The sequence below is a fragment of the Marinomonas sp. genome, assembly GCF_039940335.1.
Lineage (GTDB): Bacteria > Pseudomonadota > Gammaproteobacteria > Pseudomonadales > Marinomonadaceae > Marinomonas.
Genome location: NZ_JBDVGW010000015.1, coordinates 78,836 through 102,542, shown reverse-complemented (window position 1 = coordinate 102,542; position 23,707 = coordinate 78,836). Strand labels below are relative to the sequence as shown.

Sequence of the window (23,707 nt, the reverse complement as noted above, 5' to 3'; positions counted from 1 at the left end):
AGTCCAAAGATATACATTTACTATTAAAGCAACTGCCGCTTTACACCCCATTGAAAAGTTCATCAAGACACTCAAAAGTAAGCTGTTAGTTTGCTCTTTTGATCTCCTCCTTCATCTGCCTCGTCAACTTACACTCTAAAAATTTTCATAAAAAAGTGTCTCTTAAATCCACTTAACTGCCAAAAATCACGGTTAAACGAAACATAACTTCTTTTTATCCAATATAGAATTCCTACGTCAACTATTGAAATAGGAGCGCAGATTTTATGAAAAAAGAGTATTACGTATTTTTTGATGATCTCAATGACGTTGAGATTGATGTCTTAGATTACTATTGGCTAATAGATGATCAAAATGAGTTTTTTTATACTGTAGATAAAATTATTCTTATGTTCAATTTAGATGGGTACGGAGCCATAAAACGACTTTTAAAGAAAACGGCAAAAGTCAGGTTTTTGAACTATCCTGCATATTGCTCTAAATGCAACGTAGAGTATTATTTATATAATAGGAATGAATTTAGAAATAAGAAAATGGAGGGTTTTAATGATATTTGTGATGACTGCATTTCAAAAAATAAGAGCCAATATGCCATTCATGAATGGGAAAAAGTTAAAAAAAGAGTTTTAAGTAAAAATATTTATGAAAGGTTTGTATATCTTCCTTACCATTTGAAAATAGTAGTTTTTAGTTACTTAAATAAACTTAAGAACTCCGAGTTAGGTGATTTTACATGGTCTAACCTAAAAATTGTTGGAGAGAAAAGCTTTGATGATCTTATCTTTCAGCAGCTTGTTATGGAAGGTGTTATGTATAAATTTGAAGGAGGTCGAATTTTTGATGCAAGTAAGTATGACATAAAAAGAATAGATGATGTTTTAAATTCTTCATTAAAAGGTAGTGAGTTAGAAGAATATTTATTTATAAAAAAAGAAGCGAAAGATTCTGGTTTTATTAGTATTTATAATTTCTATGATTTTTTTGAAAATATTCATGATGATTTGAAGTTTTATGAAGAAAATATTAGAGTTCAGATTTTAAGAGATTATGATATTTATCAGCTTAAAGACTTTATTCTTGATTTGTTGGCTGATAGGTGTGTTAAGTTGTGTTTCTATAAAAAGAGTGAAACGAAAGTCGATTTTTGTCCTTCACAAAAAATATATGGCTTGTTTAAAGAGATGGTTTTGCGTTTATCAGTTTCTCAAGTTTACTCTATCATATATAACGCATTTAAAGATGTTGCATCTTTTTTATATTCAAATAATGTTAATGAATACTCTAAGCCGCATTTGATAAGAAAATTTATTTCTAGACGCTATCATAATTTTTTGATGGATGAGAAAAAGATCCCAAGTTTTGATTTATACTCTTTTGGTATGACAAGTATTTTTGAAGATGTTTTATGTAATTATATTTTTCATGGTGAAGTAAGGTCATTAAATGACTTTTGTGTAAATGATATTATTAGATTTTTTATGGACAAAACTTCATTTTATAAAAATAAAAAGAACCTATCCTATTATGGATAAAATCTTTTTCATAGCATGAGTTGTAGCTGTTGGGAGAAAAACTTCTCCCAAATCGTCTAAATATCTTCCGTAATTGTCCTCTGTGAGAATATTCTTTGATTTAAATGAATCACTTAATAGATATTCTATTGCTCTTTTTTCTAGCTCTGTGAAGTTTATATCGTTGTCGATTTGGCTTTTGTTGTCTTGTATGGTTATTAGTGTATCTGGTGGGATTGCTTCATTTAGTTGTTTGTTAAGTTTTTTGTTTTCAGCTATTAACTGATTTACTAATATTCTACTTGATGAGTCAGGTATTCGTTTTACCCAGTCGTACTCATCTGTTTTTTTAGGTTTTCCCTTTGTTTGGTTTTTAAAGAAATCTATGAGGACTCTGTATTTTTCTCCGGATTTATTTCTAATACTTTGTGGTTTTGGCACATTGAGGTGTTCGCCTAGCCTAGATATAGTTGAAAATGAAAAGTCATCATTTCCTTTTTTGACTTGTTCTAAACAGACGGTGTAAATAGAATCTAAGGTTTTTTGCGTTCTCTGGTTGCTGTCTTTTTTTAATTTATTTAATAATTTTTCAGCTGTCATATTAACCCATACAAAATTTATATATATTTTTCTATGCTAAGAGTCTTGTTGGTTTTTGGAAGGCGTTTTCTATTTCTGATGACTCAATTTTTTCCGAGCCAGAAAGGTCAACTAATCTGAGGTCACCATAAACAACTTGATTTACTCGCTTCCAACTGCCCAATCGACTTTTCAATAGGTTGCAGATCTCGTTTCCCACAGCAAGCTGCTCCTCTTCAGATAGAAGAAATAGAGAAGGTGCTAAGTTATTAATAGTAGCCATTCGATCTAAAAGCTGAGACCTTGGAAGTATAGCTCTTTTTGCACTAGCAGAATGATAAATAGTAGCGTTTTCACATATTTCATGTAGTTGTTCAAACTGACTAGACTCTTCAAGCTCAAGCCTAATTTCTGAGTCCTCAGATTTTATTAGTGATGGCTGTGAGCTACTGCACGATTTTGAGCGATTAGCTACTGCTAAACATTTTTTTGATAATGAATATGCTGATTGAAGATCACATAATAAAACATCGAGTTTTTTTGCTGAGCTTTCGTATTCTGATTCTTGTAATCTAAGTTCGTTTTCTAAGCGATTTCGTTCAGTATAATCATAACTATTACCACGGGCATTTGCCATAAACTCTTCTTCATCAAGACGATGTAAATGTTTCTCTACAGCATCTATTTCAAGTTGTTTTTTATGACATATTTCTGATTGGCAATTTGACTCTAAAAGAATTTCGTTTGTTATTGATAATAGTCCGCCAATGAATGCAGGCCCTGTAATAAAGTGTCTGCAACGTAAGCAATTTTGACTGCCAAGATAGCCTGATGGTGTTGGTGCATAAACTTGGGTGCTCCCAATAGGTTCACCGCCATCTGTACATCTTGAGGCTGCAAAAGGGCAGATACCATAATCTCTAAAAATATAGTTTCCAGCAGGGACTGAATTAGTCAAAGATGAAATTAATTCTTGATTATTGGAAACAAGAGTGTTTTTTACGGATTCAATTTTATTTTGCTCTATTAATTTTTGAGTAGCTAGTGATTGCTCCTGTAAAGCTTTCTTTTCTCCAATTTCCAGTTTTTTTCTGATGTCACTATTGGAAATTTTGCAGTAATAAATCGCCATAACAACAGAGCTATGCCCTGCAATTTTCATCACTACCTCTACAGGCATTCCCATTTCCATTATATATGCTGTAATCAAACTTACTCTCATAGAATGAGGAGTATAGTCAGATTTATAATGGCTGAGGTTTGATGAAATAGAGTTAAATTTAGCAATCTGTAGGTTATTGGGCTGAATATTATATAAAGTCGCGGCTAATCTAGTGGTGAGGGCTGATCTTGGGTCTTTCGGCTCATGGTCGTTGTAAGCACGAAATAAGAAACAATTTTCACCCTTAGCTTTGAGTTGAATTTCATTCAAATTTGTTCGTCGACAATCTATCCATTTTGTCGGTGCTGTTATAGGGTTATATTTCTTTTGCCATTTACGTAATTTTATTAACCAATAAGCTAAGTCTTCAGGCATCCATGGTATGGAGTATCCTTCCCCATTATTGCTAGTTTTGTTAGTAGTTACGAACATGCCTATTTCATCTGAAGGCAATCGCTGTATAAAAGACTTATTGTTTGTTAGCCCAGATAAATCACTTGGGTTGTCTATCCAGATGATCTTTCCTGAATCATCTAAGTCAGCAATTTTTTTATCAGCTTCTCCTGAATCGTTATAAGCTATTTGTCTTCCTCTGAGAGGGACTTTTAACAAAGCAAAGAGGTGAATCCAGTCTGTAGGGCACCATATATAATATTGCTGACCTATTTTTCTATATATGCAATCTGGATCAAGTGAATCAACATTATTTTTTGATATTTTTACCCAATCGGCATCAAATGACTGAATATGCTTTAAATCACGGAAATTTCTGGCTCTTTCTGGTATCAACCATAGTTGTGCCTTTTTAACGAAATGATAAGGTAAACAAGGTTTATTTGATTCTGATCGTTGAGGTGAAGAAATACTCTGATCTGTTAAAAATAAGGCAATTGGATTTCTAGCCCCCATGACCCTGATGATTTCACCAGTATCTTCATCTTCAATAGTTAGGTATTTGTCCAATACAAAGTCCAAGAATTCATTACTAGCAAGAATAATAGTACGCTTTGTATTGTCACTGAATTTATCTAGTGCGTGTTTTAGTGGTTTTAAATTTGGGCTTTCAAGACGAAGAAATGCTTCAGGGCTAGGGCTAATTTTGTTCTTTTCAATATATAAACGAACAAACCGACAGATAGCGGTGATTTTCGAAGCGCCGCCTTTCGCAATTTTCATGAATTCCTCAATTCTAACTTTCCAATCGACGTATTCGTTAGTTATATAATCAGTCCTAAATGGCTCTTCTTTTCCTAAGAAACGGTACCAATTTGTCCAATCATCGCCATACACTTCATGTGGAGTAAAAGGGATGGTTGGGTCATTTTGAGCCTTAACAAATGCTTTATATTCACGCTGGTTTTTTAGTTTAAGAGGGGCTATTAAGCCCTCTAAAGATGAATAATCAACAAATTCAGGTATGTCAAAAAAATGGTTGTAGCTAATCCATTCACTTGCGAAAACTCTTTCTGGGTGGGCAGGAAATCCAGGGTGATTTTTATATTTTCGTTTATATTCAACAGAATTTGTAATCCCTAGTGCTTTGCATTTCATTTTTAACTGCATTAAAGAGTATGTCTGTGTTGTCAATTCTCGATCCTTTATGAGTCTATATTGTCTTTTTCTGTTATTTGAGCGAGTAGAGTTTTCTTATTTTCTAGAGATAGCAGTTCTAAATGACGAACAATTTCTGCGGAGACTTTATCTTCATAGAAAAAGTAGCTTATTGGTACATTTAAAACTGCAGCTATTTGACGAAGTGTATCTATATCTGGCGTATGTCGTCCTTTTTCATATTGATTCATGCGTGGGCTCGCAGAGCTTTCATGTATCCCTGCTTGAATTCCTAGCTCTCGCTGAGACAGACGTGCATGCTTTCTTGCTTCTTTAAGTCGAGTAGGTATCGGGTTAGAGGGCATTTTTTGCTCTTATGGCTAGTATAAAACTAAATAATTCTTAGTTTTATACTAAGGATTTTTTAGTAAATCAAGTTTCTATATTGTTCAATATGGGTTTCTTATCTGTGTGATTTTTAAAAGATAGGGGCAATTCTGATGTTGGTTCGAGCGTGTTACTATCGCTTTCGTTTTTTATTCATTAAAAGGTGTTGGACGCTCTGTGATTAGTATGACTCTAACATCTGATTGTTAAGTATTGGTTCTGGAAGTTATTATGCGAGCAAAGCTCATTACCCGTGAAGGTCACCAAAAACTCAAAGACGAAGTCGATTTTCTATGGCGTAAAGAGCGACCTAGAATAACCGAAATAGTGACTTGGGCAGCAGGACTTGGTGATAGATCAGAAAATGCTGATTACCAATATAATAAACGTCGATTGCGTGAAATAGACAGAAGAGTTCGTTTCCTGCGCAAAGTTCTAGAAGATATTCAGATAGTTGATTATCACCCTCAGCAAGATGGGAAAGTATTTTTTGGTGCATGGGTTACGCTTGAAGATGATGATGAAAACACATTGCGCTTTCGGATTGTGGGTGGTGAAGAAATTTACGGCCGTGATGATTACATATCGATTGATTCCCCAATGGCCAAGGCGTGTCTAGGAAAACAAGTCGATGATGAACTTGTTGTTCGTGCTCCATCAGGAGACAAAACTTGGTATGTCTTAGGTGTTCAATACGAGAAGAAAGAGTGAAAGGAAAATCGTCTTAATAAATATCCTCTAAAGAATATTTAATTTCTAAAAATACCAATCCTAGCTTTTCTTTATAAAAATCAAATGATTATAAGATATAGATGCCACTTATTTTTGCAGTTTTATCGAAACTGTAAAATAAGTGATTGATTTTTATCCAGGCGTGATAGATACTGACCTTGAAATCAATACAGTTTCGGTGAAATTGTATTGATTTGGTCGCGGTAGGTGGCCGCCTACCGCAAATTCATTAACCCTCAGTATTCAAATCAGAGAGGTATAGAACAATGTCAGTATATCAGATTAATTATGATCTGCGTAATGAGCGCGATTATAAAGCGCTGTTTGAAAAAATAGAAAAATTAGGAGACTTTCATAGAGTCTTAGAATCATGTTATTTGGTTGTCAGTTCCAAGACATCAATTGAAATTGGTAAAGAGCTAATCAATGTTATGGATGAAGACGATGGTTTGTTTGTTACTCAATTAGTGGGTAGTGGTGCTAGCTGTGGTGTTGCCGATGGAACATCGAGTTGGCTTCAAAGCCATGGGGCTTCAATCAACTAAATTGAAGTTGGCCAAGGATGGCCATCTATTAATTGGCCTGTTTTATAAGGAGGCTTTATGACGCAAACATACAAATTATCAGATTTAGCCGACATTAAGTCGGGCTATACCTTCCGTGGAAAGATTGAAGAAGTATTAGAAGGTACAGCTTACATAGTTCAACCCAAAGAATTCCGTTATACAAAAGAAGTTAAGATACAAGACAATATTGAAGTGAAGGATCTTCCTCAAATTGTTTGGGAAGGAAGGCCAAGTGCCTTTATAGATCAAGAATGTGTATTGCTACCTATCAGAGGAGAGTACAGAGAAGCGCTGTATGTCTCCGAAAGCGATCTTGGCATCGGTCTTCCCATTATTGCGAGTGCGCAATTCGCGGTTATTTATCCTAAAAGCACAATATTGACTGCTTACCTTTGTTGGGTGTTAGGCCAGACTGATTGTCAGAATTACTTGTCACAGGCAGGAGAAGGTTCTGTAATTAAGACGTTAAAGTTATCTGACATCTCTGATATGCCTATATATCTACCAACGAAAAAGGTTCAAGAGCAGTTGGTTAATTTACATAAGTGCTGGCAAAAAGAGCGTAAATTGACACAGAAATTGTTGGATAATCGTGAACAGATGCTAAAGGGAATTTATCAACAAATACTTAAGGAGGAGCAATTATGAATGACTCACATCAGCCATTTGAAGCTTTAAAGCAGCTAGATGAAAATGGCATCGAATTTTGGTCTGCCAGAGCTTTAGGAAAGGTTTTAGGTTATTCCGAATATCGTCACTTTTTAACTGTTATTACTAGAGCAAAAGATGCGTGTTTTAACAGTGGGCAGAGTATAGAAGACCATTTCGAGGATATCCTCGAAATGGTACCAATCGGCTCCGGAGCAGAACGTAAACTTCCTAGTACACGATTGTCTCGATACGCCTGCTACCTCGTTGTCCAAAATGGTGATTCCACAAAACCTGTCATTGCCAATGGTCAAACCTATTTTGCCATTCAAACCCGCCGTCAAGAGTTAGCAGATGATGAGGCCTTTACTCAGCTTAAAGAAGATCAGAAGCGTGTACTGTTAAGAAACGAGCTTAAAGAGCATAACAAGCAACTTGTTGAGGCAGCACAGCAAGCTGGAGTTGAGACAAATCTAGACTTCGCGATCTTTCAAAATCATGGTTACAAGGGCTTATACGGTGGCTTAGATTCTAAAGGCATTCACCGTAATAAAGGATTAAAAAAGAGTCAGAAAATTCTCGATCACATGGGCTCGACAGAATTGGCTGCCAATCTATTCCGAGCTACCCAAACCGAAGAAAAGCTTCGACGAGACGAAGTGCAAGGCAAGCGACTAGCGAATCAAACCCATTATGAAGTTGGACGAAAAGTTCGAGAAACCATAGAAGAGCTTGGCGGTACTATGCCTGAAGACTTACCTGCGCCTGAGCAAAGCATTAAACAAATTGAATCTGCTTCTCGTAAACGTGAGCAGAGAATTAACAAGAATGATGAGGAATGAGCATGAACGATAAGATTAGCCAAGATAGCATTAACAAAGCATTGTGGAATGCCTGCGATACGTTCCGTGGCACCATCAGCGCAGACACCTACAAAGATTTCATTCTAACTATGTTGTTCCTTAAGTACATTTCAGATGTATGGCAAGACCATTATGACAACTACAAAGCGGAATATGGCGATGAGCCAGAGCTGATTGAAGAAATGCTTAAAAATGAGCGCTTTGTGTTGCCGCCTTCGGCAAGCTTTTACGCATTATGGGAAGCTCGCCATGAGCCTGGTAATGGAGAGCGTATTGATCAAGCGCTTCATGCGATTGAAGAGGCGAATGGAACCAAATTAAAAGACGCGGGTAAAAGTGTCTTCCAAGACATCAACTTTAATACAGATAAGCTGGGTGACTCTAAGCAGAAAAACGACATATTACGTCATCTGCTAGAGGATTTTGCCAAGCCAGAGTTGAGTCTAAAACCAAGTCGTGTTGGAACGCTCGATGTCATCGGTAATGCCTATGAGTATTTGATTAAAAACTTTGCCGCCAGCGGTGGCCAAAAAGCGGGTGAGTTTTATACACCACCGGAAGTATCGGATTTGATTTCTGAACTGCTTGATCCTCAGCCAGGCGACAGCATTTGCGACCCTGCTTGCGGTTCTGGTTCGTTGCTAATGAAGTGTGGTCGTAAAGTTGTTGCGAATCATGGTAGCAAGCAATATGCGCTCTATGGTCAGGAGGCTATTGGTTCGACTTGGTCACTTGCAAAAATGAACATGTTCCTGCATGGGGAAGATAACCACAAAATTGAATGGGGCGACACCATTCGTAACCCTAAATTGTTGGATCAAAATGGCGATTTAATGCTGTTTGATATAGTGACCGCCAATCCGCCATTTTCATTGGATAAATGGGGCCATGATGAAGCTGAGAATGATAGGTTTAGTCGATTCCGTCGTGGAGTACCACCTAAAACGAAAGGAGACTACGCTTTTATTTTGCACATGATTGAGACCCTGAAGCCAAGTTCTGGGCGTATGGGTGTGGTTGTTCCTCATGGTGTGTTGTTCCGTGGTTCCAGTGAAGGGAAAATTCGTAAGCAACTTATCGATGAAAACCTACTGGATGCCGTTATAGGTTTACCAGAAAAGCTTTTCTACGGTACAGGCATCCCTGCTGCGATATTGATTTTTAGCAAAACCAGAAGCGATGACGTGCAAGGATGCACTAATGCCGCAACAGGCAGGATGCCGAGAGCGGCGGACACTGTGTTGTTCATTGATGCCAGCCGTGAATTCAAATCTGGTAAAAATCAAAACCAGCTCAGCGACGAGAATATTCTTAAAATTGTTGAAACATACAAGGCCAATACTAACGTGGATAAATACGCCTACGTTGCCAGCCTCGATGAAATAAAAGAGAACGACTACAACCTCAACATTCCTCGTTATGTTGATACCTTTGAAGAAGAGGAAGAAATTGACTTGATGGCAGTGCGTGCTGAGCGTGAGCAACTTAAAACTCAAATGAGTGATCTAGAGATCGAAATGGATCAATATCTAAAGGAGCTAGGTTATGGTGCCTGAAGGATGGAGTCGAGTTCCTCTTGAGAAAATAGCAGAAGTTCGCTCAGGTGTTGCCAAAGGCAAAAAAGGTTTGAAGAATCCTGTAAAGATTCCTTATTTGCGCGTTGCTAATGTTCAAGATGGTCGTATTGATTTAACCGAAGTAAAAACAATAGAAATTGAAAAAGATAAACTTGAGCGTTACTCGTTGAAATTTGGTGATGTTCTTATGAATGAAGGCGGAGATTATGACAAATTAGGAAGGGGGGATGTTTGGCAAGAACAGATAACACCTTGCCTACATCAAAATCATGTTTTTGCAGTTCGCCCTAATCCTGAAGCTATAGATTCTTTTTTTCTTGCTGCTTTGGCGGCGAGTAACTATGGAAAGACTTATTTTCTGCGTTGTGCGAAAAGAAGCACCAATTTGGCAAGTATTAATTCAACTCAAATTAAAGAATTTCCTGTACTTGTTCCCCCGCTCCCCGAACAAAAGAAAATTGCCCAAATCCTTTCCACTTGGGATAAGGCCATCACCATTACAGAACAACTGCTCGCCAACAGCCAGCAGCAGAAAAAGGCCCTGATGCAGCAACTGCTCACCGGTAAAAAACGCCTATTGGATAAGAATGGCGTTAGGTTTAGTGGCGAGTGGGAGGCTGGTTACCTTAGCGAGATTGCGAAAATCAATAAAGGTAAGGCGTTGAGTAGTAAAGACCTTAAAGTGGGTAATTATCCTGTTGTAGCTGGAGGCAAGGCAAGCCCATATAACCATAGCCAATTCACTCATGAAAATGTAATAACTGTCAGTGCAAGTGGTGCATATGCTGGATATGTCGATTACCACCCCTACAAATTATGGGCTTCTGACTGCTCTGTTGTTTCTAATAAAAATGGTTTTGATATTGGTTTTATATACCAGCTGATGAAGTCATTGCAGATAAAGATATATTCATTGCAGAGTGGTGGAGCACAGCCTCATATTTATCCTAAGGACTTAGAGGTTATAAGAGTGCCAATTCTAGAGCTAAAAGAACAACAAAAAATAGCGTCTGTGTTGTCCGTTGCTGATCAGGAAATCATTGCCCTGAAGCAAAGGCTAGATGTATTAAAGCAAGAGAAAAAAGCCCTGATGCAGCAGCTGTTGACGGGTAAGCGACGGGTTTGGGTATAAGGAGAGCTATTATGGATTTGAATATTGATCATATTAAGAAAGCGTATCTCTTCGTTAAGAGCTATGCATACCATGAAAACCTCAATCTGTTTCTCAAGCAGCGTGTGGCAGAGTTCGAAACTAGCAACACTGAAATGGAAGAGGTGTTTGGATCCATACTAGAGGTGGTTGATCAAGAAACCCCTTGTAACCATAAAAGTTTCAAGGGTTGGCTGAAACGTATCAACTACCATTTACTGCCAAAGCTCATAGAGCGCAATGAAGATAAAGTAAACCAGAATAATGGATTATTCATCAGCAATGTCCGTGATTCTGAGCAATATCAGGTTTCCAAGGTTAACTATTTCATCAACGCCCCTGTAGAAATCCATATTATTGAAATGCTATGGTGTCTGTTTGTTGGCCCTGTTCTTGAGGAAGGCATGAGTAGGGACAGCTATGGTAATCGAATGCACTCCTCAGCTCTTAGCTTTTCAAAAGATAATGACCTTTCCGGTCAAGAGGTCTTCAAGCGATATATTGATCAATACAATCAATGGCGCGATCAGGCCTTGGAGGTTGCAACTCAAGTATCTAAGAATGGCGATGATGTGGCGCTTTTATCGCTCGACTTGAAATCATACTTCTATCATGTGGATTTAGATTTTGAAAACATCGAAGCTGAAATTCAAAAACACTATTCTGACAACGCCCAATTCACAGAGTTTGCGTTAAAGCTTAATCTTGTATTAGAAGCAATCTACACTCGTTACCAGCAAGTTATCGCGCCTAGAATCAAGCAAACTCATATTAAGTGCAAAGATAAAAAGTGTTTGCCTATTGGTATGGCATCAGCATCCATCATAGCCAACTGGTATCTTTCTGAATTTGATTTTTCTATTGGTGACGGTGTTAGGCCAGCCTATTATGGCCGCTATGTCGATGACATAATAATGGTCTTCAAACGCCCTAAGTTTGATGTAGAAAATCCAATACCATCATTTGTAAATCATTATTTAAGTTCTGTGCTCACTGCAACAGGCGATAATGCCGAGTATGTAATATCAGTAGCTAACAATACGTTGCCAATACAACAAGATAAGCTCATATTACAGTTCTTTGATAAGGAGCATAGCCGCGCCGGACTGGAAGTCTTTAAGCAAGAACTTGATGAAAGAAGTAGCGCATTTAAATTTTTACCAAGCGATCATATTGATAAAGAACTCGACAGATTTGCATACGATGTACTCTATGACGGGTCTGCCAATAAGTTACGCAGCATTGTTGGACTTGCTGAAAATGAGACAGAGCTGGCAAAGTATCTATCTAGCCATATAACGGCTCATCGACTTTGCAAACTGAACAATAGAGATGTGGTTCTTCCACAACTTAAACAGTTTTTTAAAGGGCAGAACGCACTTCAATTTTTCCGATTGTGGGAAAAGCTGTATCAATACTCGGTAATTACTCTAAATTACGGATTTGCGTCTTTCTTTTATAAATATGTTGGAGATGAAATAGACAAGATTATTGGCATTATGCCAATCTCTAAAAAACCTTCCGATCAGTTTACTAAAAAGCTAAACGAAGACCTGAGCTTATACAACCAGATTGCGTTAGCCATTACGATAGGGTTATTAGATGTAAAAGCTAAAACCTCTGATGGAGATATTAGTTTTTTACTGGATGAAGGAATATTTCACAACCCTAAACAAGAGCTAAATGGAGTCACTAGTAGCTCTCCGCTACTACATTCATTCTCATGGCAGTTCAGGTACTCGAATCTCATTCGGCACCATCTTGTTTCTTGGCCTCTTGCAAATTATTCTCTTGAAGAAGCCGACCTGACATTTGAAAGTGATTTCACAAGCAATGAGGATGTCGCTTTAGATGAAAACAAGCTTGCTTTTTCTCCTCGTTTTATACACTTCGACGAATGGCAAATTTTTCATTTGGGAAAACATTTCACCACTGAGAACGGTTTGAATGGCTGGCTAGCAGAAACCATAGAGACCTATAAGAATCGATTCTTCGGTCACGAATTTCCTGTTGATTTTACATCTGAGGGTGCCGGCGCCGGAAAGATAGTTAAATCCAGTCTATTGGTTTCTGACAAGGACTCTAAAAACCAGATTAACTTGGCAATTGCAAATCTGAAAGTAAACGAAGATGATATCAGCAGTGCTGTCCGTCGAGATCAACAGACAAACCTTAGCTTTAAGCGTCAGGAAGACCTTTATAATATCTTAAATTCGGCTCTTTATGAGAAAGCCGATCTATTAGTGATGCCTGAAGTTGCCATACCTGTAAGTTGGCTTCCGTTTATGGTGGCATTTTCACGTAGACATCAAATTGGTCTTGTTTTCGGACTTGAACACTGGGTATCGAATGGCGTCGCATATAATTTGATCATAGAAGCGCTGCCATTTAGAGTGTCTGGCAAGTACAAGTCCTGTGTAATGACAGCTCGCGTAAAAAATCATTATGCCCCTGCCGAACTAGAGCTTTTAGAATCAGTAAGACTTAAGCCTGGTAATCCTGTACTCAAGGAAAATGCTTCTGCTTATTATCACAAAGTATCATGGCGTGGTCTGTCATTTGCAACATACAACTGCTTCGAACTATCAGACATCACACACCGAGTTTTATTCAAATCGCAGATCGATCTTCTTTTTGCGTGCGTCTGGAATAAAGACACAAATTACTATCAACATATTCTAGAATCAGCTGTCCGAGATCTCCATTGCTACACAGTTCAAGCAAATACCTCGCAATACGGGGGATCTTGCGTATTAAGACCAACCAAAACCGAGAGCAAGATGATGCTTTATGTGAAAGGAGGTGACAACCCTTGTGTACTGACTACAAAGCTCGACATTAAAGGGCTTAGGGATTTCCAATACAAATCAAAACCAGGCTCAAAAGATTATTTTAAACACCTCCCCCCAGGTTATGACAGCGACTCGGTGCTTGGTCGGTGAAACTACTTAAATCTACAGATTATAAGGTGAGATATAGCCCATGAAACAAGGAATCCCCAGATTTCAGGAAGAATACAGCGCTAAGCTCCCCGCCTTAACGTTACTAACTAATTTGGGGTGGTCGTTTCTTTCTCCTGATCAGGCTTTAGCTGAGCGTGATGGTAAATTAGATCAAGTGATTCTTCGCTCTATCTTACGAAGAGAGCTTCAAAAACGTCGTTTTACTTTCGCAGGGAAGCGTTATCCGCTTTCTGAGAAGTCTATTGATAATTTAATCGCGGAAGTGTGTTCGCCAGCGCTCAATGAAGGTTTGCAAGTTGCTAACGAGAGACTTTATAACCATCTAATGTACGGCATTTCTGTTACAGAGTTTGTTGATGGTAAACGAGCAACCCCTACCGTAGCTTTGATTGATTGGGCTGATATCAATAACAATCGCTTTACTTTTACAGAAGAGTTTTCTGTGACTCGTTCAGGTGGTTCTCAGAATAAACGTCGACCCGATATTGTGTGTTTCGTGAATGGGATTCCTTTCGTTGTTATTGAAGCAAAGCGTCCCGACGGAAAAAAAGGTCCAACGGTTGAAGAAGGTATTTCTCAGAATATTCGTAATCAACTTCATGATGAAATTCCGCATTTATTTGCTTATAGCCAACTTTTGTTAGCAATTAATGGTTCCGAAGGACGATATGGTACTTGTGGCACCCCATCTAAGTTTTGGGCCGCTTGGCGCGAAGAAGATATTTCTGATGCAGAGATGTATGCCGTCAAGAATAAAAAGCTTACTAAGTTACAAAAATCAGCCTTGTTTAGCTATCGAAAACCGGATGATCTCGCATGGTATGAAAATCTGATTACGAGCGGTGATTTGATGGTAATGGAGCAAGACAAATTGATTATTAGTTTACTTCGTCCTGATCGTTTGCTTGAAATGGTTCGATATTTTGCCTTATTCGATAAAAAAGCCGGCAAAATAATTGCTCGTTATCAGCAATTTTTTGGTATTAAACGCTTGATTGATCGGATCGGTGTGAAGAACCCACAAGGTGGACGCGAAGGTGGGGTAATCTGGCATACCACTGGTTCTGGTAAGTCTTTTACTATGGTCTTCTTAAGTAAGGCGCTGATACTTCACGAGAGCCTTAAGCAGTGTCGAATTGTGGTTGTGACAGACCGTGTGGACCTAGAAACTCAGTTAAGCAATACCTTTGCTTCTGGTGGCGAATTATCGGGGAAAAAAGACAAGCAAGCAGCAATGGCAACATCTGGAAAACGTTTAGCTGAGCAGATTGGTCATGGTACAGAGCGTATTATCTTCTCGTTAATTCAGAAATTCAATTCAGCCACTAAGTATCCTGATTGTCGTAATCCAAATGAAGATATCATCGTTTTAATTGATGAAGGTCATCGTAGTCAAGGTGGTGAGAATAGTATTCGTATGCGGCAGGCGTTACCTAAGGCCTCGTTTATTGCTTTTACTGGCACACCTCTTTTAAAAGATGATAAAACGACCAATAAATTTGGCCCGATTGTTCATGCTTACACTATGCAGAGAGCCGTAGAAGATAAAGCAGTTACACCTCTGTTATATGAAGAGCGAAAACCAGAATTAAACGTTAATGGAAAGGCGATTGATGCTTGGTTCGACCGTGTTACGGAAGGCTTATCCGAAGATCAAAGAACCGATTTAAAACGTAAATATGCCAGAAAAGGCGAGATTTACGGTGCAGAAGATCGTTTGCAGTTAATTGCGCTAGATATTGCTAGTCATTTCATTAATAACATAGAAAATGGATTAAAGGGGCAGCTAGCTTGCGACAATAAAACATCAGCGATTAAGTATAAGCAGTATTTAGATGAGGCCCAAAAAGAGTGGCCAGAATCGGATCGTTTTGAATCGGCTGTCGTTATGAGCCCACCAGACACGCGTGAAGGTAATAAAGAGGTGGATGAAACGGCTAAACCAGAAGTCACGAAATGGTGGGAAGAAAATGTTGGTTCCCAAGACGAACAGGTTTATACGAAACACATTATCGAGCGATTTGCTGATAAAGATGATCCGTTAAAAATTATTATCGTAGTGGATAAGTTGTTGACGGGGTTTGATGAGCCCAAAAATGCAGTGTTGTACATAGATAAGCAGTTAAAAGCGCACAACTTGATTCAGGCGATTGCCCGAGTAAACCGCTTACACCCTCTTAAGCAGTTTGGATACCTAATTGATTACCGAGGAATTTTAGGTGAATTAGATACGACGATACAAGATTATCAAGACCTCGCATCACGTACTCAAGGTGGTTACGATGTGAATGATATCGCTGGTTTATATAGTCAGATGAGCACTGAATATAAGCGTTTGCCTCATTTATATAGCATTCTATGGTCTATCTTCGATGGCGTGAAAAATAAGAATGATATAGAGCAAATGAAATCGCCATTGATTCCAAAAATGGAAAATCGAAATGGTGAGTTTGTAGATGTTAATCAGAAGCGAAGAGATGACTTTTTTGAGGCGCTTACTGATTTTTCTAGTTGTTTGAAAGTTGCGCTGCAATCCGCAATGTTTTTTGAAGACACCAGTTTTAGTGATTTAGATCGACGACACTACAAGGAGACCGTGAAGCAGCTGTCATCATTACGTCAGTTGGTTAAACAAGCCTCTGGTGAGCAGGTGGATTATGACGACTACGCTGAGCGAGTTAAGAAGCTTTTGGACAAGCATGTAGTTGGTGTGGGAGTTGAAGAATCCGGTGCCCAGTATGAAGTCGGTAAAATGGGGCAAAGTTCTGATCCAAAAGACTGGAGTGATGATAAAACTCGTAATGAAACGGATATTATTAAAACCCGTGTAACGAAGATGATAGAGCAAGAACTTAGTGATGATCCTTATGCTCAAGAGTCATTTTCAGCCCTGCTTATGAAGGCCATAGAAGAAGCTGAGCTGTTGTTTGAGAACCCATTAAAGCAATATATGTTGTTTAGTGGGTTGGCTGAAAAGGTTGATAGTCGTCGACTTGATGATATACCTAGTGCATTTTCAGGTAATCGCCATGCTCAATCTTATTTTGGTGTATTTAAAAAAGTGTTACCTGAGGTCTTTTCCGTCACAGATGAGCAGGTTCTTAATAAATGGATTCAGTTGGCTTTTGATGTTGATCGTCTTGTAGATGTGTCAGTTGCAGAGCATTCTATTAACCCAGATAACATTGAATCTGATGTTCGTAAGAAGTTGCTGCCCAAACTTTTTCAAGAGTGCAAGGCTGTTGGCGGTGGGATGGATCAAGCTAAAAAAGTAGTAGAAATGATTGTTCAAATCACTCGAACTGGTTCATTTTAAGAGATATAGGGCAAAACAGTGGCTGTATCTATTTACCCAGCTCATCAAAAGCTTTCTTTCATTTATGGTGAAGAACGTATCGAATATGAGCTTTTAAAGGGTTTATTTTCCACGCGTAAAGTGATTATTAAAGTTTATCCTGACTGTAGAGTAGCGGTAACCGCACCTGAAAATACAGGTGAAAGTGATGTGCTGTTGGCTGTTAAAAAGAAAGGTCGTTGGATATATGAGCAACTGCGTGAGTTCCGACAGCAACAAGAACATGTTAGGCCTCGACAGTATATCAGTGGAGAGAGTCATTATTATTTAGGTAAACAGTATTTATTAAAGGTCGAAGAGCTCCCTAGAACTTCTCAATCTGTAAAAATGACTCGGGGTCGATTGGAAGTGGTGGTAAAGTATAAAACGGCAGAGAAAGTACGGGAGCAGCTCATTAGCTGGTACAAATTAAAAGCCAAAGATATTTTCTCAAAGCGTCTTGATGCAATGCTAGAACAAGCATTATGGGTAGAGCGTCGCCCATCTATTCGTGTACTTGCTATGAATAAACAATGGGGAAGCTGCTCTCCTAATGGAAGAATTACATTAAATTTACATCTCATAAAAGCACCAAGAGAATGTATTGACTATGTGATTTTACATGAGCTTTGTCATATTGCCGAACATAACCACAGTGAACGCTTTTACCGACTTATGGGGCAAGTCATGCCTAATTGGGAAAGTGTGAAAGAGCGATTGGATAGTATGTCCGGCAAGTTCATTTCTTAGATATTGATTTTTTTTGTATTTAAATATAGAGTTTTTGGTCGAATAAAATTGATGGTTTTTTAATATGCCTATAAAAGGAGCTTTATGAATAAGGTGTTAACTATTGTTTTTACTTCACTTGTTTCTTTGAATTCTTATGCAGCTATGAATACTTATAATACAATGGGGATGATTGTAAAATATCAAGAGCTTTGCGGTACAGAAGGGAGGTTTTTTAAAGTTAAAGTTCAAGAACTTTCAAATAGAATTAAAAATGAAGGGTTTGATGTAAATCAAGCAATAAAAGATCACTCAGAGTCTGTTAACTATGGTTATGGTGTGATTGAAGGGAGTTTTTTGTACGGTACTTTAGTTAGTAATCAATCAAAGAGTGAAGTTTGTGATTTGATTGATTCAGCTGTATTTGGTTGAGTGATTTTTAATAGTAGAAAAAATGAATACGCTAATTTTAGCTAAAATATTATAAGCTATTTTAGCTCCTTTATTTCATTTTAACTCTACCTAATTAATATATTATCAAAATTTATTTTCACTCACCTGCTTTACGTATAGCTTCTCTTAGCTCTTCATTCGTCGGTTTGATATAGACTAAACATGAATGTTCAGATTTATGGTGCATGGTTTTTTGGATTTCTATTGGTTCTAGACCAAATAGTCTACACCTATAGCCGTATGCATGTCTGTGACCATGCTCTGTTGTTCCGAATTCTTTTTTACACTCTAAACCAATTTTTTCAACGGCATTTTTATGAATTCGTTGAAAATTCTTTATGGTTTCAGGTGCGCCTTCACTGTTTGTAAATGCAAAAGGGTGGTTGTCATATCGAGGAGGTTCTACTCTTTGATATTTCAAGTAACTGATCCATGTATTTAAAAACTCCTTCGCTTTATAGGCAGGGTTGAAAATGACTTCAAAGAAATTTCTATTATCGGTAAGTAAAGCGCCTTTCCAGCCTGCATGCAGTCGCTTACTTCTAGGGTATTGGTTTCTTGGTTGATAGCTAGTTTCTGCAGATAAATACTCTATTCTATTTTTATATCGTGGATCTGGTGATTGGCCATGCACAGGGTGGTATATACGCACAAGGGCTTCATCGGGTCTTGTTGGGTGTAGTGTTATATCTGATGTGTATATGTGAAAAATTTCACTTTTTCTAACGCCCCCAAAATTCATGAGTATCGTCATTGCCTGGCATTTATAATCAGGTATTCCTTTTCGATTAAATCCCTCGTAAATAAGTTCTTCAATATATTTATCAGGAAATCGCACTACCTTATCATTATCTATTTTTAGGTTTGAGATTTTAGATACCCATCTTTGCCTCTGTGCATTTCTTTTAGCGTCATCCTTGCTGCTTAAGTGATTTAAAAAAACATTTTTTTGCTTGTTGTAATAAGCGCACCAGTTTAATCGTTCTTCATAGCTGGTTGCTTTACGAAAAGGGTTCACTCGTAAATGGTTGTATTCATCTTGCAGAGCTAGGAAATCTGTATAGTGATTCAGATGATGTAGAATATTGTTGATATCGTGTATTTTTCTTGGCCGCCAAAACAATCCCTTTGGGTCATCGCAGGTGTTGTGGTCGATGGTTCCTATAACTAAAGAGTCGCGGAAGGCTTTGAGGAGCTCGTAGCCTTTTTCTACCTTCTGAGAAGCATTGATGTACTCAACCAGTAATTTGAGAGAGAAAATAGACCGCTCCCTCCAAGAGGCACTTTTGGCGTTATACCAAGCAAGGTAGCGTACGTGAGAGATAATGATACCTTTTTCTGTTAACAATCCAGGTAAGTCATAGCTGATACCACTCTGGCAGTCTTTGTACTTTGTGTTAACTTTTCTAACGTATGCCATATACTATTTGGTGCTCTTAAAATTGCCTATATAGAGAATATTGTTCATATGATACCCAATTCAACCCACCTGAACTACTTAATAGTATGTTTTTATATGGGGTTCTTATATATATACGGCAAGAAACAGCTGCGTGAAATTGATCGTCGAGTACGCTATCTGGAAAAACGCCTAGATGCCTGTACTGTGGTAGATCGTTTGCCCGCAGATCAATCCAAAGTTTTTTTCGGCGCTTGGGTAACCTTAGAGGATGAAGAAGGCGTGGTGCGTCGTCATCGTCTGGTGGGGCCGGATGAGCTGGATCATAACCCTGCGTACATAAGTGTCGATTCCCCTGTGGCCCGCGCCATTCTCAAAAAGGAGCAAGACGATGAGGTTGTTGTGAAGCTCGCGGCAAAAGAAAAAATTTACACCATAGAAAAAATCGAATATTCAACGGAGTAAAAATGCCAATACATTATGGTATGGCTCAGTGGCAACATCCTGCTTGGGTAAACTGGCTATACTCTGCGGCGTTACCGGGAGCGGATAGGTTGGCAAAATACGCTCAGGTGTTTGACTGTGTTGAATTGGGCTCGACATTTTATACACAGGTTGAAGCCGGGCAAATGCGACGCTGGTGTGATGTTGTGCCAGAGAACTTCGGGTTTTCCTGCAAGGTGCCTCAACTTGTGACGCACAGGATGGCGGATCGAGCTTGGGTTGATGTGCTCTCTGATTGGTTGGCTTTTATAGAGTGGTTAGCGCCTTTTGAAAATTGGCTTGGGCCAACCATGCTGCAGTTGCCGAAGTCTTGTGATGAAAGTTATTTGAATAAAATTTTATCTCTGTGTGACGCATGGAACTTGTCTTCCTCTTTATCGGTAGAGGTTCGTCATTTAGCCTATTTCGATAAAACGAATGTGGAGGCGAGTTTACTTCGAGAGCTTTCACATCGTGGGTTAGATAGAGTGGTAATGGATTCGCGGCCTATTTTTTCTACGCCTGCGAATTCTGAGCGTCTCGTGGAGGCTCAGCAGAAAAAGCCCCGTGTGCCGTGTCATCCTGTGGCAACTGCCCGCCACCCTGTGGTGCGTTATATTGGTCATCCGGATTTGCCGCTCAATGAGCAATGGTTACAGCAATGGGCCAAGAAGCTATCTCAGTGGCTAGAAGAAGGAAGAGAACCAACCGTATTTGTACACTCGTCAGATAACATCGCTGCGCCAACACTGGCTGCACAGCTAGACGCGAAAGTCGCGGGTTTGTGTAAGGGTTATCAGGCAAAGCTGGTGTTACCTGAAGTGCAGGAACAAATAGGTTTATGGTAATGTGCTAAAGGCTTCTGGTTATGGGCTAAGGGCTTATTGAGCGCTTAACTGATTAATCTTTATCGTGTCTTCGTGAAACTCTAGTTGGCCTTTTTTTAAGTCTTCTAGGTAGAATTTTAGTGTCTTGCTAACACTGCTAAACGCCAATTCATCCCATGGGATTTCATCGAGAGCGAATAAGGCAACTTCGGAACTTTCTTCAGTGGCGTGAAAGTCATCTTTTTGAAGTTCGGCTAAGTAAAATATATGTACTTGGTTGATGTGTGGAATACTGATCATACTAAACAGCTGTTTGCAGACAGCCACTGAGCCGCTCTCTTCCAATGTTTCTCGAAGGGCGCCTTGGCTGCTGGTTTCTTGGTTTTCCATGAAGCCTGCAGGTAATGTCCAAAAGCCAAGGCGAGGTTCTATATTGCGCTTGCAGAGCAGGATTTTTCCCTTATAAAGTGGGAGTGTGCCTGTGATCATGCGTGGGTTGTCGTATTCAATATGATGACATTGAGGACAAACTTCACGCTCTCGATTATCCCCAGCAGGGATGACCATTTCGACAGGGTGACCGCATTCTCTGCAATAACGCATTATTTACCCTTAATGTTTGTGACGAAGTTTGGCGTATTTCACCACTTTATCTTCGATCTCTTGAATTTCAATCAAATAATGACCGACCCGTAAGCTGATCGGGCAATCTGGAATGAACTCCAGTGTTTCAATAATGAGACCGTTAAGAGTTTTTGGGCCGTCTGTTGGTAAATGCCAATCCAGCGCTTTGTTGATCTCACGAATGTGTGTTGTACCGTCAATGCGGAAGCTACCATCATCAAGGGTTTGTATCTCTTCCTCTTCATCTTGAGTAGGGGGGGTAAATTCCCCGACAATTTCCTCAAGAATGTCTTCCATGGCTGCAATGCCTTGTACATCACCATACTCATCGACCACAACAGCCATTTGTTGGTGGTCTTTTTGGAAATTTAATAGTGCGGTATTCAGTGGCGTGGTTTCTGGAATAAAGTAAGGCTCTACTGTGGCTTTTAGGAGTGCTGCCTTAGTTGGGTTTTCATCACGCAGGAAAACCGCTGCATGGCGTGCATGTAGAATACCAATGACCTTGTTGATTTCACCGTTGTAAACCGGCATGCGAGTGTGTCGACTGTCACAAATCTGGATAATGATTTCTTCGATGGAATCTTCAATGTCGATACCGATAACTTCGTTGCGTGGAATCATGATGTCTTCCACGGAAACTTTTTCTAAGTCCAAGATAGAGATCAGCATTTCTTGGTGGGCAGCAGGAATTAAGCTGCCAGCTTCGTTTACAACGGTTCTTAATTCTTCGGTGTTAAGTGTGTCTTGTTCGTTATGGCTGGCTTTTACGCCGATTAGGCGTAGCAGGCCGTTAGACAAACCATTGACTAGCCAAACTAAGGGGTAGAGTGCTTTGAGTAATACGCCTAGTATCCATGAGGCTGGGAAGGCGATGCGTTCGGGGTGGATGGCCGCTAGGGTTTTGGGCGTCACTTCAGCAAAGATGAGCACTATCATGGTTAGTGCTGCGGTAGCGATGGCCACACCTGCATCGCCCCAAATGCGTACGGCGATAATGGTCGCAATAGCGGAAGCTAATATATTAACGAAGTTGTTACCGATCAAGATTACGCCAATGAGGCGATCTGGACGCTTGAGCAGAGAGTCAACTTTGATGGCTGAACGATGCTTGCTTTTAACAAGATGTTTCAGGCGGTATTTGTTAATCGACAGCATGCCTGTTTCTGAACTGGAGAAAAAAGCAGACAAAAGAATTAAGCAAAAAAGTATTCCACTAAGAATACTTAAGGGGACATCGTTCAAGAAGGGATCGCCTCAATAATTTAGATAAATGGGATTATTAGTGCTTAACATCAGACTGTCAAACTACTTATTGTATCCCGCTTCAATGAAATAAAATTTGAATGGCGATTTTGCTGCCAAAATACCCCAGCATAAGGAGTACAAAACCGCTTAAGGTTATCTTCACTGCAAGCTGGCCGCGCCAGCCTAGGAAGTGTCTGCCGAGTAATAAGCCAACAAAGACACACCATGAACTCAAAGTGAAAAATGTTTTGTGAACAAGGTGTTGGGCAAACATATCTTCAATGAAATAAAACCCCGTTGCTATGGTGATGGTTAACAGAATAGAGGCGGCCCAAATAAACTCAAACATTAGGCGCTCTAATACCTGTAAAGGCGGGACGCGAATCAGTTGTTTCAGCTTATGGTGTTTTAACTGGTATTCCTGAATGGAGAGCAGTATGCCCACGCCACAAGCAGCAGTGAATAAACTGTAAGCTGCCGAGGCAATTAATATATGTATGCTAGCGCCCCACGAGCGACTGTGTAACTGGGCAAGCTGCCATGGTGCTATAGCATTTAACGCAATGATCACAGATGCCAGAATAAAGGCTGTACCCAATAAAAGAGAGAGATCCTTATTGCGATTGCTGAACCACAATAGAGTGTTGCCGATTACCGCTATGAGTAAGCCAATGGTCAGAAAATCAAAGCCGTCTCTGTTTAAAATAAGCTGCATTAATGAGAAGGCATGGATGGCGATACTGGCGGCGCCAATAAATTGGGTGGAAGGTTTTTTTGGCGCGAAATAATAAGCCGCTCCCGAGAGTAGACAGGCGATACAGGCAAGCCAAAGTGATAATTGCGTCATGAAACTAAAGGTTCCGCTGAGTAAAGGTATAGGGTGGTAAACATTTATCCGTTATAATAGGGGCAATTTCATCT

At 39.2% G+C, this 23,707-nt stretch carries 20 protein-coding genes; 13 read left to right on the top strand and 7 right to left on the bottom strand.

Annotation, left to right across the window (positions count from 1 at the left end; genetic code table 11):
* Window positions 1-266: 266 nt before the first annotated feature.
* Entirely contained in the window at window positions 267-1,532 is a 1,266-nt protein-coding gene (locus tag ABJF92_RS14975; protein ID WP_446816579.1) for a hypothetical protein, read from the top strand.
* On the opposite strand, the gene gmtX is transcribed toward ABJF92_RS14975, so the two are convergent.
* From gmtX to ABJF92_RS14960, 3 genes are read right to left on the bottom strand one after another with little or no spacing between them, the layout of a single operon-like run.
* Entirely contained in the window at window positions 1,515-2,111 is a 597-nt protein-coding gene (gene gmtX, locus ABJF92_RS14970; RefSeq protein WP_446816578.1) for a gamma-mobile-trio protein GmtX, read from the bottom strand. The two genes, ABJF92_RS14975 and gmtX, sit on opposite strands and share 18 nt — an antisense overlap.
* Before the next feature lie 31 nt (window positions 2,112-2,142).
* On the bottom strand, window positions 2,143-4,839 hold the full coding sequence (gene gmtZ, locus ABJF92_RS14965; RefSeq protein WP_446816577.1) for a gamma-mobile-trio integrase GmtZ: 2,697 nt from the start codon (window positions 4,837-4,839) through the stop codon (window positions 2,143-2,145).
* 11 nt (window positions 4,840-4,850) lie between these two features.
* Entirely contained in the window at window positions 4,851-5,168 is a 318-nt protein-coding gene (locus ABJF92_RS14960) for a helix-turn-helix domain-containing protein (protein ID WP_446816576.1), read from the bottom strand.
* A gap of 253 nt (window positions 5,169-5,421) precedes the next feature.
* On the opposite strand from ABJF92_RS14960, the gene greB reads away from it, so the two are divergent.
* From greB to ABJF92_RS14910, 10 genes are all read left to right on the top strand, one after another.
* Complete coding sequence (gene greB / locus ABJF92_RS14955; RefSeq protein WP_446816575.1) at window positions 5,422-5,901, top strand: transcription elongation factor GreB; 480 nt, start codon at window positions 5,422-5,424, stop codon at window positions 5,899-5,901.
* Window positions 5,902-6,188: 287 nt separating this feature from the next.
* Entirely contained in the window at window positions 6,189-6,467 is a 279-nt protein-coding gene (locus ABJF92_RS14950; RefSeq protein ID WP_446816574.1) for a hypothetical protein, read from the top strand.
* A 57-nt stretch (window positions 6,468-6,524) separates the two neighbouring features.
* Window positions 6,525-7,136: a restriction endonuclease subunit S gene (locus ABJF92_RS14945; RefSeq protein ID WP_446816573.1), complete on the top strand. Its 612-nt coding sequence runs from the start codon at window positions 6,525-6,527 to the stop codon at window positions 7,134-7,136.
* Window positions 7,133-7,978 (top strand): DNA damage-inducible protein D, encoded by an 846-nt coding sequence (dinD, locus tag ABJF92_RS14940; RefSeq protein ID WP_446816572.1) that lies wholly within the window; start codon window positions 7,133-7,135, stop codon window positions 7,976-7,978. The genes ABJF92_RS14945 and dinD overlap by 4 nt, the downstream gene beginning before the upstream one ends.
* Before the next feature lie 2 nt (window positions 7,979-7,980).
* A complete protein-coding gene (locus ABJF92_RS14935; protein ID WP_446816571.1) occupies window positions 7,981-9,555 on the top strand; it encodes a type I restriction-modification system subunit M in 1,575 nt (524 codons plus the stop codon).
* The gene (locus tag ABJF92_RS14930; RefSeq protein WP_446816570.1) at window positions 9,545-10,708 is read left to right on the top strand and encodes a restriction endonuclease subunit S; all 1,164 of its coding nucleotides are present in this window, start codon (window positions 9,545-9,547) and stop codon (window positions 10,706-10,708) included. Before ABJF92_RS14935 ends, ABJF92_RS14930 begins: the two co-directional genes overlap by 11 nt.
* An 11-nt stretch (window positions 10,709-10,719) precedes the next feature.
* Window positions 10,720-13,668 (top strand): hypothetical protein, encoded by a 2,949-nt coding sequence (locus tag ABJF92_RS14925; protein ID WP_446816569.1) that lies wholly within the window; start codon window positions 10,720-10,722, stop codon window positions 13,666-13,668.
* 40 nt (window positions 13,669-13,708) lie between these two features.
* Window positions 13,709-17,005, top strand: coding sequence for a type I restriction endonuclease subunit R (locus tag ABJF92_RS14920; RefSeq protein WP_446816568.1), 3,297 nt, complete (start codon window positions 13,709-13,711; stop codon window positions 17,003-17,005).
* A gap of 18 nt (window positions 17,006-17,023) precedes the next feature.
* Window positions 17,024-17,773 carry a M48 family metallopeptidase gene (locus ABJF92_RS14915; RefSeq protein ID WP_446816567.1) on the top strand — a complete coding sequence of 250 codons (750 nt, stop codon included), beginning with the start codon at window positions 17,024-17,026 and terminating at the stop codon, window positions 17,771-17,773.
* An 84-nt stretch (window positions 17,774-17,857) separates the two neighbouring features.
* Window positions 17,858-18,184, top strand: coding sequence for a hypothetical protein (locus tag ABJF92_RS14910; RefSeq protein WP_446816566.1), 327 nt, complete (start codon window positions 17,858-17,860; stop codon window positions 18,182-18,184).
* A gap of 118 nt (window positions 18,185-18,302) precedes the next feature.
* Here the strand turns inward: ABJF92_RS14910 and gmtY are convergent, their stop codons facing one another.
* Complete coding sequence (gene gmtY, locus ABJF92_RS14905) at window positions 18,303-19,625, bottom strand: gamma-mobile-trio recombinase GmtY (RefSeq protein WP_446816565.1); 1,323 nt, start codon at window positions 19,623-19,625, stop codon at window positions 18,303-18,305.
* A 96-nt stretch (window positions 19,626-19,721) separates the two neighbouring features.
* On the opposite strand from gmtY, the gene ABJF92_RS14900 reads away from it, so the two are divergent.
* Complete coding sequence (locus ABJF92_RS14900; RefSeq protein ID WP_446816564.1) at window positions 19,722-20,069, top strand: GreA/GreB family elongation factor; 348 nt, start codon at window positions 19,722-19,724, stop codon at window positions 20,067-20,069.
* A gap of 2 nt (window positions 20,070-20,071) precedes the next feature.
* Window positions 20,072-20,935, top strand: a complete 864-nt coding sequence (locus ABJF92_RS14895; RefSeq protein ID WP_446816563.1) for a DUF72 domain-containing protein — start codon at window positions 20,072-20,074, stop codon at window positions 20,933-20,935.
* A gap of 33 nt (window positions 20,936-20,968) precedes the next feature.
* Here the strand turns inward: ABJF92_RS14895 and ABJF92_RS14890 are convergent, their stop codons facing one another.
* The 3 genes from ABJF92_RS14890 to ABJF92_RS14880 all read right to left on the bottom strand — a co-directional run bounded on the left by ABJF92_RS14890 (window position 20,969) and on the right by ABJF92_RS14880 (window position 23,633).
* The gene (locus ABJF92_RS14890) at window positions 20,969-21,517 is read right to left on the bottom strand and encodes an NUDIX hydrolase (RefSeq protein ID WP_446816562.1); all 549 of its coding nucleotides are present in this window, start codon (window positions 21,515-21,517) and stop codon (window positions 20,969-20,971) included.
* A gap of 9 nt (window positions 21,518-21,526) precedes the next feature.
* Entirely contained in the window at window positions 21,527-22,783 is a 1,257-nt protein-coding gene (locus ABJF92_RS14885) for an HlyC/CorC family transporter (protein ID WP_446816561.1), read from the bottom strand.
* Window positions 22,784-22,865: 82 nt separating this feature from the next.
* Window positions 22,866-23,633, bottom strand: a complete 768-nt coding sequence (locus ABJF92_RS14880; RefSeq protein WP_446816560.1) for a cytochrome C assembly family protein — start codon at window positions 23,631-23,633, stop codon at window positions 22,866-22,868.
* Window positions 23,634-23,707: the final 74 nt, after the last annotated feature.